A 13,949-nucleotide genomic window follows, 5' to 3' on the forward strand; every position below is an offset into this window, starting at 1 on the left:
AACTATATAAACTAATATTTATGAAACATTTTGTAAGATTATTTTTTATGTCGTTTCTGTTTTGTTGTTCTTGTTCGCAACAAATGGATGATGAGTGGAAACCGAATGAACAATTTCCCAATGAGCCTGAAATGCATCCTGTTGGTATTGCCTTGAGTAGGGCTAGCCTTGAAACTTTTACAGAGCAAGGAGTCACAGAGATTGGAATCTATGTGTATTTGAAAGATTCTATGGTATATGGAAAGAATCTTCCTTTAAATGGGGGGAAATTACAAGTAGAACTTCCTTTAGGAGAAAATCTTCAAACTTTTGCTGTTGCGAATGCAGACCATTTAGTTGATGCAGACAGTCTGTCCAAGGTTATAATTTATATGAGTACTGATGCGCAAAAACAGGTTTATTTATCAGATGTCGTAGATTTTATATCAGATAAATCGGTTAACAATTTGAATTTAGAATTGAAACGTTTGGTAGGACAGGCTGTGTTTCAACCCAAAGAACATGAGGATAAAATAAATTCTATTACTCAATTTGATAAATTGGATGTAGCTTTTACTAATGTAGGGATAGCTTATAAAGTGAAAACGGGCGAATGTATCCAAAAAGATGTTGTTGTTAGTACTGACCAAACTGCTGGGTACATAGCATCCGTTTATTCTTTTCCAACAATGAATGGCGCTTCGAGAACATCGGTTGATGTCACTTATATAAAGAATGGAGAAGAAGTGAATCGAACGAATAGCCCACTTGATACAGGCATTGCTTTTGAATCTTCTAAACGTTCTATTGTTCATATGTATATTTTGGAAGAAGCATATCTGCAAAATCCATGGAATTATACTCGCACATTGAAGAATAAATATCGATTGAGTATGCCTTTTACAATTGAAGAATCTGAATTTTAAAACAGAAATTTTATGAGAAATAGTATTTTATATTCTTTGGCGGGACTTGTTTTTCTGCTAGCTACGTATGCTTGCTCTGATAATGAAAAGTATTCGACATCAGTAGTAAGGCAGATTGAAATATTTTTAGATGACGAACCGTGGATGGCAAATATAGGATCATTCAAATCTCTTTATATTTATAATGATAAGGGGGAATATTTGGCTAATTATTCTTCTCTTTATCGGTTTCAGTTATCTAATGGAAATTATAAAATAGTATCGGTTGCTTTGAAGAATATGACTGATGCGACAGTCACAATGCCTTATCCGGCTAATTTGAATGACATTGTTATTCAACAAGACCCGGAAGCTATTAAAAAGTTTGCAGTTTCAGCACCGATAGAGTACAGTTCGCCATTTAATGAACCATTGAGTTGTCGTGTGTATAGTCGGACTGGTGTACTCCGTCTGAAATCAACTGATAAAAAAGCTGATAAGAGTTATTCTGTGGTACGTGCTGTAGTTTCTACTCCAATTTCAGCATATAAAGTGGCAAATGCCCAATATATAGAAACGCCAATAGAAGTAACTCATGATAAGGCGTCTACTAGTGGCGGTGTGAATTATACAGACGATCTTGTGCTTTTTGAAACAGAAACTATAGGTAAGGATGTGACTATTCGGATTGACTATTTGGATCAGAATAATGTTGTAGTGCAATCAAAGATGTTAGATGGCTCATTTCCGGTACTGCCAGATGATACTACCCAGATTGCATTTGCTTTAAATAATGTGGATGAGCCGATAATTCAGGACTATACAGTCACAATTGCATCCGAGGGATGGAATGAAGAAGAACTTAATCCGGAAGCACCAATGAGAATCCCGGAAGGGTATAGATATGTAAGTCCCGAGGAAGATATAAATGCGATATACGGACAACTGAAAAATGATTCTGAAGTGAACGATATTAAATTATTCTTGAAAGCAGGTGCAACTTATACCCTTACCAGTAAGACTTTGAATGATGCGTCTAAGAGTGTCTATATTATGGGTGAAGAGCCGAAAACTGGGCAAGATGCAACAAACTTGATAATGGAAGGTGTTATGAGCCTTGGCAATAGTAACGTAAAAACAGTATTTGACGCTGTCCATTTTGAAAACTTGAAAATAAAAACGAATGATCATTTCTTTAATTTTAAAAATCAATTATTTGAAATAGATAAGATTTTATTTAAAAACTGTGATTTGGAACTACCAAAGGATAAAACCATGTGGTATCAGATTGCTAGTGGTGATTATACGCAAATTGTGAATAATTTTATAGTGGAGAATTGTCGTTTTTATAATATAGGTTTATATAAGAGTGCTTTTTTAGGTCTGGGTAATAAGCAAATTCTTCCAATGTATAATATAGTATTCAGAAATTCTACATTACATGTAACAAAAATAAATAGAGCTGCATTGATAAACAATTTGAATAGGATACCAGATAATTTATCTGTAACAATAGAGAATTGTACCTTTGTAAATCTCAATGTTGAGGGGACAGATATGACATTCTTTGATCTGGATGGTTCAGGAGCTACCAACTTTATATTAACTGTTAAAAATAATTTATTTAGTGGTGTGCTTACTACTACTGGGACGTGGTTGAGGCTGAAAGGAGTTACTAATCGTACAATCGTTGATAATTATTATACTAAAGGTTTTGCTTTGACAGATTGGGGAGTTGAAGGCAATGAAATTCCTGTTGCGACAATTTTGACGATGGACGAGCTATTCCAAAATCCAACTGAAGGTGATTTGACTATAAAGGATAAGAATTCGGAAGTATATACAAAGAGAATAGGTGACCCGCATTGGATTAAATAATAATGTATAAACGAATAATGAATGTAAATATGAGAACATTTTTGATCATATTATTAATAGGGTTATTGGGGGCATGTAGCTCGGATGATGACCAGAATGGGGTGATATTAGCTGATAAATTGGAATTATCCAAGCAAGAAGTTAAACTAACCAATACAGAGGGATCTTTTACCATCAATGTTACAGCTTCTGGAGATTGGACAGCAGAGGTGGTAGGTACTGATAATGAGTGGTTGACTTTATCAAAAAATATAGGAACGGGAAATGGCGATCTTCGTCTATTTTTTACAGAGAATACAAATGATGCGAAGCGGGAAGGTAAGGTAAAGATTACATTGTCGAATGCAAATACTAAATTAGAACAGGAAATTTCAGTGGAACAATTGGGTACTGATCCGGACATTCTGCTTGAATATTCTAAGGAGATTATTCCTTTCTCTGGGTCAATTCTGGTATGTAGAATTGTTTCAAATGTAGAATGGAAGGTGGAAATTAGTGAACAATATGATTGGATAGAAGAAATTGATCAAGTAATGCCGACTGCCCATGCATTTGTTTCAGATGAACTCCTGTTTAAAATAGAGGCTAATGTCGCTGAAGAAAGAAAAGGAGAAATTGTAATAAAAAAACTTGGCGATGATTATGTGTTAAGTAGAATTGTCGAATTTACTCAAGAAGGTGTTAAAACTACTTTGGAAGTAGAACAAGATGAATATATAATCCCTTACAAATGTAAAACTTTGACAATTCCCATAACTCAAGAATATCCGATAGAATATGAGGTTGTCTCGACAGAATCTTGGATAAAATTGGATACAGAAATGTCTGATGAAAAGAATATTGTATTGAAGATAGAGGATAATTCAGCTATTTTTCCTCGTATATCTTCTGTCGAAGTGAAGAATGTTGTAAAAAATCAGACTGTAAAAATCTTCCAATATGGAAAGCCAGATACTAGTATCGGTGATGATGCATCAGCAGGACAGCTTCTTGCTTTCCCGGGAGCGGAAGGTGGAGGCCGGTTTACTACAGGCGGTCGCAATGGTGAAATTTATCGGGTAACAAATTTAGATGATTATGGAAAGAATGACCCCCCAATAGAGGGTAGTTTGCGTTATGGGATAGAAAAATCAGATCAGCCTAGGACTATTATATTCGATGTATCAGGAATTATCGAGTTGAAAAGAGCCTTGTTTTTAGTTGATCATCCTAATATTAGTATTATTGGGCAAACAGCTCCAGGCGATGGTATCACATTGAAAAATTATAATTTCTCATTTAATTTGTCACGAGATAGTAAAGAAATGAATGCCATTATTCGTTTTTTACGTTGCCGCCCAGGTGATAAATATGCAGATTATGGGGAAGATGGTATTGGCGGACGATATTTCACGAATGCTATTGTTGACCATGTTACTGCTAGTTGGAGTGTAGATGAAACATTTTCGTTTTATGGATGTCAAAATTTTACAGCACAATGGTGTATGGCTACAGAAAGTCTGAATAATTCAAATCATGCAAAAGGTGCTCATGGATATGGCGGTATGTTTAGTGGTGATAACGCTTCTTTCCATCATATCTTGATGGCTCATCATGGTAGTCGTTGCCCTAGAATTTCAGACTTAAGTGAACCGGGAACAGAAGGTGCTGGAGATCATGTTGGATTCTTCGACGTGCGAAATAATGTTTATTATAATTGGAGTGAAGCTGGTTTTGGATGCTATGGAGGCAGGTATGCGACGTTTAATCTAGTGAATTGCTATTATAAAGCAGGACCGGCTACTGGTACAGGTGGTATGGCTTGGCGAGTTCTTTCAAGTGACCCCACTGCGAGAGCTTTCATTGAAGGTAATTATGTCAATGGTTATCCAAATGTAACAAGTGATAACTGGACAGAAGGCATCTGGAGTCAATTTTGGCGTGATTTAGATCCTACAGAGGAGGAAATGAGAGCAATGAAGATGGAAGCTTATCAACCTTTTAGTAAAGTTACTACTCATAAAGCAGATTTGGCTTATGAAAAGGTTTTAGAATATGCTGGGGCTTCTTTACGTAGAGATGTAATTGATAAACGTATTGTTGATGAAGTGAGAAATAAAACCTCACATTGGACAGGCTCGAAGGATGAGAACCCGCGACCGGGTATCATTGATACAGTTGGTGATACAGAAGGATATCCTGATATTAAATCACTAAAACCATGGCGTGATTCAGATGGAGACGGGATTCCTGATATTTGGGAAGAGGCTTATGGATTGGATCCAAATGATCCGGCTGATGCTGCAAAGATAAGTGTATCAGTGGACCCGAATGGACGTTACTCTAACTTGGAAGTTTATTTTCATAATTTGGTTCAACATATCGTTTACTACCAGAATGAGGGTGGCGAAAGCATTGAGAAGAAGTAAGTAGATGTATGTCTTTTAATAAAAAAATATATATATAATGAATAAGTTAATCATAAGTATACTCACTTTATTACTGGTAACAGCCAGCGGTTTTGCACAAACTGTCACTGGTACGGTGACAGATAATTACGGACCAGTGATTGGTGCCGCAGTAATGGTACAAGGTACAAAAATAGGTGCTTCTACTGATATGAATGGAAATTTCACATTGAAAAATGTTCCTGATGTGAATAAGGCAGTACTGGTAGTTCGTTATGTCGGTATGAATGAAATAAAGGAACCTCTGAAAGGGCGTGTTTCTGGTATTCAGATTCGGATGACAGAAGCTGTCGATCAATTGGATGATGTTGTGATTATAGGCTATGGCACGCAGAAAAGAGGGAATCTGACAGGTTCAATAGCCAGTGTGTCAGGGAAGGTGCTTGAAAAAGTACCAACAGCATCTGTGGCCGAAGCTATCGTAGGTAAGTTACCGGGTGTTCAGGTTACAGCAGTTGATGGTTCGCCAGATGCTGAAATTAAGATCTTAGTGCGTGGTGGAGGTTCCATTACGCAGGATAATAGTCCGTTGATTTTGGTCGATGGGTTCGAAGTGAATAGCTTGAATGATATTCCACCAACAGATGTAGAATCGATTGAAGTGTTGAAGGATGCTGCTTCTACAGCTATCTATGGTGCCCGTGGTGCAAATGGGGTCATTCTAGTAACAACTAAACAACCGACTGAAGGTCGTGTTTCCATTAGTTTAAATACATATTTGCAAACTAGTACTTTGTCTAACAAATTGGATGTAATGGATCCATATGAATATGTTTTAATGCAGTACGAAAATGCTCGTAATAAAAGTTCCAATCCAACAGGTTTTTATAATAAGTATGGTTCGGCATATGAATATTATATTTATCAAGGAGATGAAGGTACAGATTGGCAAGATGAGGTATTTGGTACAAACCCAATAACTAAGTATGTCGATTTAAGTATTAATGGTGGTACAGAGCAAACTAAATATAAGATTGCTTTTATTCATCAGGATCGTCCTAGCGTGATGGTTGGTAATGGGATGAAACAGAATAATTTGAACGTAACATTAAATACAAAGTTATTTAAATTCCTGACATTTGAATATCGTACCCGTTTGCTTCATAAAGAAGTAGATGGCTCAGGTACAGAAGGTGTTAGTCTGTTGTATGCTCTTCGTGAAGCACCTACTGAAGGATTGGATGAATATATGAAGAAGCCGGAAGATGATACATATTATGATCCTGATTTATTGGAAGAAGTATCTCGTTTTAATCCGAAAGAGGAATCGGAAAAAAATTATAGAAAGAGGATTAATAAGTTTCTCAATACTATGGGGGCATTGACTTGGAATATAGTGAAAGGGATGACATTCCGTACAGAGTTTGGCTTTGAAAGTAATACACAAGAATCACGTCGTTTTTGGGCGGCCGATACTAATACAGGTAAAAATAATAATAATAAACCTGTAGCTGAATGGGGAATGTCTCAAGGTTCGAAATGGCAATTATCAAATGTATTGAACTATAATTTCATGCTGAATGATGAACATGATTTTCGATTGATGATAGGACAAGAAATAAAGAGTTCTAAATCAAGCAGTAAATCTTATACTACTCGTTATTTCCCGGAAAATACAACAGCAGAAAAAGCTTTTGACAATTTGTCATTGGGTACAGCTTATCAGAATTCATCTTCGGCTGGTTCACCTTCACGAATATCCTCTTTCTTTGGGCGTATTAATTATGGATATAAAGATAGATATTTAGCGACATTAACACTACGTGCTGATGGATCGTCTAAGTTTGCCTCTGGGAATCGCTGGGGATTTTTCCCTGCTGCTGCCATAGCATGGCGTATGTCTAATGAAGATTTCCTGAAAGATAATCCGGTTGTTTCTAACTTGAAATTGAGACTGAGTTTTGGTACTTCGGGTAATGATCGCATCGGTTCAGATCTTTATCATAAACTTTATGGAATTAGTAGTACTCGTCCTGCTGGTTGGGAGGAAACAAGTCGCTATTATTATAAGTTCTATAATACAGATTATCTATATAATCCGGATGTAAAATGGGAAACAACTATTACTCGTAATCTTGGTTTTGATTTTGGTTTCTTTAAAGAACGCCTGAGCGGGTCGGTGGATCTATATTGGAATACAGTTAAGGACTTGTTAGTACCTTCGGATATTCCGGGATATACAGGATATACGAAAATAATGAAGAATGTAGGACAGACGTCTAATCGCGGTATTGAATTATCATTAACTGGTTATATAATTGATCGTCCAGACTTTACATTGAATGCTACATTCAATATAGGACATAATAAAAATAAAATAGATAAATTAGCAAGTGGTGAAAAAGAGTGGATATTATCTTCCGGATGGGCTGGTAACGAATTATTAAATACAGATGATTATCGGGCTTATGTTGGTGGTACGAGTGGGTTGATTTATGGGTTTATAAATGACGGTTTTTATACAGTAGATGATTTTGAATATTTTGATTCTGCTTCTAGAACCTGGCATCTGAAAAAAGGAGTTGTTGACTCCAGCCCATTGTCTGGTATACCATCACCCGGTTCTGCCAAATTTAAGAAACTTACTCCTGTAGATGAAGATAGCTCTAACCCATATTTATTGACAAGCGATGACCGTACTGTTATTGGTAAGACTACTCCTAAGTTTTCTGGTGGTTTTGGCTTGAATGCTACTTATAAGGGATTTGATTTAGGATTGTTCTTTAACTTTATGTATGGCTTTGATGTTTTCAATGCCAATAAAATTAATTTAACTACATTTTATCGTAATAATTATAATAATTTTGGGATGGAGGTTGCTTCTACAAAACGCTGGCGTAATTATGATGATATGGGAAATGATCTAAGGTATGATCCGGAAGCTCTTGCCCATTTTAATAAAAATGCGACAATATGGAATCCAACTTGTATGGGGCGTCCTGTTAGTATGTCATATGCTGTAGAAGATGGTTCGTTCCTGCGTTTGAATACAGCCACTATCGGATATACATTGCCACGTGTTTGGACGAAAAAAGTAGGTTTAAACAAAGTACGTTTCTATGTGTCTGGGTATAACCTATTTACAATAACCGGATATAGCGGTTATGATCCAGAAGTAAATATCGCTACTGGCTTAACTCCGAATATAGACAATGACAGATATCCGAGAAGCCGTACTTATACCTTTGGTGCTCAATTGACCTTTTGATAAAATGACTAAAATGATAACATTATGAGTAAAAAAATATTGTATTTAATTTTGTCTTGCGCAATGCTTTCTTTTGCGTCCTGCGATGATTTTTTGGATGTAAATCCCCCTTCGGGCTTCACTCCTGAATATGTCTTTTCTTCAGAAAATGAGATTAAATCTTTTATGACTCAGATTTACTCTGCAATGACTGGTGATGGATTGTATGGAAATAATTTGGCTAATGGTTTGGATACAAATACAGATGTAGAGTTTAAATCTTTATCTAATAATACAGTGGCTTCAGGAGGAAATGATATTGCTTGTTTTGATGCGAGGCCCTATTGGTCTATATTGAATGATACATGGAATAATATGTATTCTGTTATTAATTATACAAATGATTTTTTGCAAGAATTAGAATCGTCTGATTTATATTCTGAGGAGATAGCTAAAGAAGGACCGACTGAGGTGCAGCAGATGTATGGCGAAGTTAAAGCACTTCGTGCGATGCTGTATCTGGATTTAGTTCGTACTTGGGGAGATGTGGTATTTGTAACAGAGCCTTCAGTATCAACAGATGATTTCTTTGCTTTGGGGGTGGTTGATCGTAATGAAATCTTGGAATATTTGATTGATGATTTGATCGCAGTAGAGCCGATGATGAAGTATGCAGCCGATTTGGATTATGGTGTAGAGCGTGCTTCAAGAGAATATTGTCAAGCGCTCATTGGACAGTTGGCATTGTATCGTGGTGGTTGGACATTACGTCCTGATAAAGATAGCCAGACAAATATTGGGTATATGGAACGTGGTGATAATTTTGAGCATTATTATGATATAGCTATTACTTATCTAGGCAAAGTTATAAAAGAAAATAAACATGATTTGGGGTTAAGTTTCGAAAAATTATGGTATAATGAATGTAATTGGAATACGGCTAATAATGATGATATTCTTTTTGCTATTCCTATGTTAAAAGGTACAACAAGTCGTTATGGTTATAATATCGGTGTGACAATTGATGGTGGTAAACATGCTTATGGAAGTGCTAAAAACTATTGTCAATTTAATGCCACTTACCTATACTCATTTGATAAAGATGATTTGCGTAGAGACATAACATGCGTACCTTATAAATACGATAAGGATCTGAATCAGGTAATTGACATGGGATTTTCTGCAAATGGAGTAGGCAAATGGTCGAAACTGAAAATGGAATCTCCATTAGGGGCTTCCAGTGGATCCAATACTGGTATTAATAGTGTTCGTATGAGATTTGCCGATGTATTATTGATGTATGCCGAAGCGGTGAATGAACGTTTCGGACCGCGTGATGATGCTAAAGAGGCGTTGAAAAGAGTAAGGCGGCGTGCTTTTGAGCCTTCTTTATGGGCTAACAAGGTGGAATCGTATGTAGAAAGTTTGAATAGTGAAGAGGAGTTTTTTAGAGCAATTATGAATGAGCGAAAATGGGAATTTGGTGGTGAAAGTATCCGTAAGTATGATTTAGCTCGTTGGAATAAATATAATGAAGTGATTTACAATCTTTATTATGAAATGATTAATTGGGGGCTAGTTGCTACTGGAACCTATGTACCTGGCATAGAAAAGGTTCCTGAACGTATCTTTTATAAAGCAATACCTGATCCAGAGCATCCGGATAGAACTATTTTGGACATTATTGGGATTGACGAATATGGCGCTGGCACCGGTAAACCGGAAGGATATACAACATTGAATTATGCTTGTGATTGGAGAGTGCTGGATCAGGAGACACAACAATGGAAAACGATGGATGGTATTTCATGGAGTTTTAGAGGATTTATAAATGTAGGTAATGATAAAACGGTGAGACCAACGGACCCGTTACGTTATTTATGTCCCTATCCTTCAAAAGTAATCACTGACCATCGGGGGCTGATTCGGAACTATTATGGATATTAATTTGCAAAAATGAATGTTATGATGAAGTTATTATATAGATTAACAATGGTTATATTATCAGCTTTGTTGTGTGGAATTGTTTTCACTGGCTGCGAAGAAGATAAATATAATAAGATAGACGATTTGTTCAAACCTAGATTTGTATTGGAGGAACCAAAGGTAGAAGGTAATTCTGTCACTTTAGTATGGTATGAAGTGAATGATGCAGTTTCGTATACAGTGGAGTTACATCAGGATAATTATTTTTCCAGTTTGTTTATGTCAATAGAGACTACCAACCCATATGTGTTTATTGAAGATATACCTTATGGGACAACTTTCAATATTCGGGTAAGATGTAATGCAAATAATTCTGCTAATAATTCGCAATGGAGTACCACGAGTGCTACTACGGAACCCCGGCCAGAATATGCCAAACTATTAGAGGATGTTTCGAAAACAGAAATTACGGAGAACTCGGCTATTATTCGTTGGAAAGTTGATGCTCAAAATCCGGTAGATAGTATTAGTGTAATGCCAATGATGGATAAAACTTTATCAAGTGCATATCGTTATTTAACAGAGAATGAAAAGACACAAGGCTATGCGGAGATAGTCGGATTGGATAAAAATACACTGTATGCTGTTAATATTTATGATACTAGCAAACCTCATAAGTACGATAAGCCTTATAATCAGGTAACATTCCGTACTGCCGGCCCATCGGCTGGTTCAATTCAGGTAGGTTGGGATGATGATTTAACTGAAATTTTAAAGGCGAACGATGCTAATCCAGAAATTCCTGAAGGTACAGAATATTTCTTGCCTGCAGGTGCTCAATATACTTTGACTCCATTCTCGATCAAAAAAGGATTCCGTTTGGTAGGTAGTACAGAAGGAGCAAAGCCTGTGGTGATAATGTCTACTTGGTGGGATATAGCTTCAGGAGCTTATATCTCTAATTGGAATTTTGAAAATATAGAGTTTAGACAAGAAATTATCAATCAGTATTTTATAAATGCTTCGCAATCATTTACTATAGAAAATGTCAGCTTTGTAAATTGTGATTTTATTAAATTTGGCCGTGGGTTCTGGCGTCATAAAGATGCTAATGCCAAATATGTGATGAATTTAGAGATGGAAGGCTGTCGATTTGACCAATGTGGCTGGCAAGGAGGTGTATATGGTACATTCGCTTTAGGATCAGGTGAAGGCTATGATCGTATGGATAGAGCTGTATTCCGTAATTGCACATTCAGTAGGGATGATGATGGAACTGGACAATATGCAGGATGGGGTAATTTGTTCTATGCTCCGAGTATGAATAAACCTATTCATTTGGAATACAAGAATGTAACTGTCTATTATTTCTGTCGCAACAGCCGAATGATTAATATTGAATCTGCTGTTGGTTCGGAACTAATAATAGAAGGAATGGTACTTGCTTCTCCGTGTGGTAATATTTATGTTGCTGGTGCCAACACTACAACATCGTTTTCTAATAACTATACAACTAAGGAGTATGTGTTGGGAGGTAAAGATTTGAAAGCAACAGAACTAGATATTACTGCAACAGATTTGTTTGCAGCTCCAGAGGATGGAGATCTTACCATAAAGGATGCGACATCTCCGATTGTGACGAATCGTGCAGGTGATACTCGCTGGATTCCTTGATGTAATTTATATAAACCATTTTCTTGTAGAGACGGTAATGCTCCGCCTTACTACTTGCACTAGCTGTGTGGAAGTGTGTCTTGTCTCTACAAGAAACTTAAAATTTAATATTATGAATTTGAAATATCTATTTGGTCTGGCTACTTTAGGTATAGTAGCTGTTGCTTGTAATGATATTAATGATAACATCCCCGTGAATATTTCGACCGATATATTATCTGTTCAGTCAGAAGGAAATCAATTTGCAACACGCTTTGACGGCTTGGCAAATAAATGGCAGAAGGGAGATGCTATTGGTGTTTTTATGTTGAATAATGACAATTCGCAGATTCTGAACGATGCTGCAAACATACAATATATTACAGATCAAAATGCAGAAAGTGTAAGTTTTAAATCATCTGTTGGAATTCCTATAGCTAGTGAAAATGTGAATTTTTATGCTTATTATCCTTTCAATGCTTCCGTGTTGCAAGATGAATATATCTATTCTGTTAATTTGGGAGATCAGGATCAAGGGTATTCATCTTATGACTTGATGTGGGCCAAAAAAACAGGAGTGACGCCAGAAGATGTTAAAAGTTCAGGGTTATCATTGACTTTTTCTCATCAATTGGCTATGATAAAGGTGAATGTTACACTCGCTGCAGGGCTTTCTGAACTCAAGAATGTGGTTGTTAGTGGGTTAAATACTTCAGCAAAGTTTAACTTGATTGATGGTACATTGGCCTGTGGCGACGTGCTGAAGACTGTCAAATTGTATAAATCAGCTGAAAAGACTTTTGTGGGAATATTACTTCCGACAAAAACACCACAGAATATGACATTAACTTTCTATGTAGATGATAGCAAGTATCAATATACGATGTCACCTTCTAGCAATATTAAAGAGCTTAAGGCAGGCTATCAATACGTGTTTAATATTGGTTTAGGTGAATCGGTAGAGGGCAATTTGACAGAGATTCAGGGAAATAATACACCATGGGGTAATGAAGAAGGTGGAGAAAACGGTTCGGCTGTTGAAGTACCTGATAATTTAGAAATTCCTGTTGATTATGCTCAAGTGGCTGTAACAGAGAATACTGATCTTAATATTGCACTGCAAGGAACTAACGGCAAAATAGCATTAGTTTTTAATTCACAATTGACTTATCCGACAATAGAGAATATTATGGTTCCTGAAACTGTAACAGAGCTACTACTTATAAACGGGAATGAAAAACGGGTGAAGTTAAATATTCAAGGAATGACATTGAATGAAGGATTGCAAAGGTTGGCATTCAATAATTTGGAGATAGAAGGAACTTCAGGAAAGAGTCTGATATCCAATAAAGCAGATTCTGAATTACCAAATGACGCTATTGTGGAATTTAAGAATTGTAAGCTTTATGGTATGAAGTCTGTTTGTGCTTGGGATGCAGATGGTGGAGCTAATAATAGTTTAGCTTCTTTTATCGTTGATAATTGTCAGATCAGTGATATGGATGCCTTATTTAATTTTTATCGTACAAAAGAAATTAAAATAACGAATTCTACTATATCTAAAATGACTCAGCGGGCAATTTATATAAATACATATGGAGTTCCAGAACCTATTATCCATGTAGAGAATTGTACTTTAGTTGATTTGAATGCTACTCCTTTGGAATGTCCATCTACCTATGGTAAGTTAATATATAAGAATAATATCTCGGATTGCAGAAATCAGTATAAGAATCTTGCTTATAAAATGTATATTATCGAGTTTTCGGGCAATTATGCTGCAGCTGCTGAAGATGCTGCAATATTAGTTCATAATCAGAAGGTTACAAATGAAGATGCTTGGGTAGATACAGAAATGGAAAGAAATACTTTATTTAAGGATGCAGACGATGGAGATTTTACAACAACAGTTGTGGCGGGTGATCCTCGTTGGAGAACTGTACAACCATGATATTCCATATTTGTATGATGATA

General features: G+C 36.2%; 7 protein-coding genes. All 7 read left to right on the plus strand.

Annotation, left to right across the window (positions count from 1 at the left end):
* The first annotated feature begins 20 nt into the window (after positions 1–20).
* Positions 21–905, plus strand: coding sequence for a hypothetical protein (locus DXB58_RS01045; protein WP_122135697.1), 885 nt, complete (start codon positions 21–23; stop codon positions 903–905).
* 12 nt (positions 906–917) lie between these two features.
* A complete protein-coding gene (locus DXB58_RS01050) occupies positions 918–2,762 on the plus strand; it encodes a DUF5123 domain-containing protein (protein WP_122135618.1) in 1,845 nt (614 codons plus the stop codon).
* A gap of 29 nt (positions 2,763–2,791) precedes the next feature.
* On the plus strand, positions 2,792–5,170 hold the full coding sequence (locus DXB58_RS01055) for a BACON domain-containing protein (protein WP_122135698.1): 2,379 nt from the start codon (positions 2,792–2,794) through the stop codon (positions 5,168–5,170).
* Positions 5,171–5,207: 37 nt separating this feature from the next.
* Positions 5,208–8,417 carry a TonB-dependent receptor gene (locus DXB58_RS01060; RefSeq protein ID WP_122135619.1) on the plus strand — a complete coding sequence of 1,070 codons (3,210 nt, stop codon included), beginning with the start codon at positions 5,208–5,210 and terminating at the stop codon, positions 8,415–8,417.
* Between the two features lie 63 nt (positions 8,418–8,480).
* The gene (locus DXB58_RS01065) at positions 8,481–10,343 is read left to right on the plus strand and encodes a RagB/SusD family nutrient uptake outer membrane protein (protein ID WP_233527208.1); all 1,863 of its coding nucleotides are present in this window, start codon (positions 8,481–8,483) and stop codon (positions 10,341–10,343) included.
* Positions 10,344–10,361: 18 nt separating this feature from the next.
* Positions 10,362–11,996 (plus strand): DUF5123 domain-containing protein, encoded by a 1,635-nt coding sequence (locus DXB58_RS01070; RefSeq protein WP_122135699.1) that lies wholly within the window; start codon positions 10,362–10,364, stop codon positions 11,994–11,996.
* Positions 11,997–12,108: 112 nt separating this feature from the next.
* Complete coding sequence (locus DXB58_RS01075) at positions 12,109–13,926, plus strand: fimbrillin family protein (protein ID WP_158571539.1); 1,818 nt, start codon at positions 12,109–12,111, stop codon at positions 13,924–13,926.
* Positions 13,927–13,949: the final 23 nt, after the last annotated feature.

It is taken from the genome of Bacteroides sp. OM05-10AA (assembly GCF_003439055.1).
GTDB lineage: Bacteria > Bacteroidota > Bacteroidia > Bacteroidales > Bacteroidaceae > Bacteroides > Bacteroides intestinigallinarum.

What these genes read in the sequence shown, in the direction of transcription:
- DXB58_RS01045 (WP_122135697.1), top strand. Translation starts at nt 21, where the DNA reads ATGAAACATTTTGTAAGATTATTTTTTATGTCGTTTCTGTTTTGTTGT.
- DXB58_RS01055 (WP_122135698.1), top strand. Translation starts at nt 2,792, where the DNA reads ATGAGAACATTTTTGATCATATTATTAATAGGGTTATTGGGGGCATGT.
- DXB58_RS01065 (WP_233527208.1), top strand. Translation starts at nt 8,481, where the DNA reads ATGCTTTCTTTTGCGTCCTGCGATGATTTTTTGGATGTAAATCCCCCT.
- DXB58_RS01070 (WP_122135699.1), top strand. Translation starts at nt 10,362, where the DNA reads ATGATGAAGTTATTATATAGATTAACAATGGTTATATTATCAGCTTTG.
- DXB58_RS01050 (WP_122135618.1), top strand. Translation starts at nt 918, where the DNA reads ATGAGAAATAGTATTTTATATTCTTTGGCGGGACTTGTTTTTCTGCTA.
- DXB58_RS01075 (WP_158571539.1), top strand. Translation starts at nt 12,109, where the DNA reads ATGAATTTGAAATATCTATTTGGTCTGGCTACTTTAGGTATAGTAGCT.
- DXB58_RS01060 (WP_122135619.1), top strand. Translation starts at nt 5,208, where the DNA reads ATGAATAAGTTAATCATAAGTATACTCACTTTATTACTGGTAACAGCC.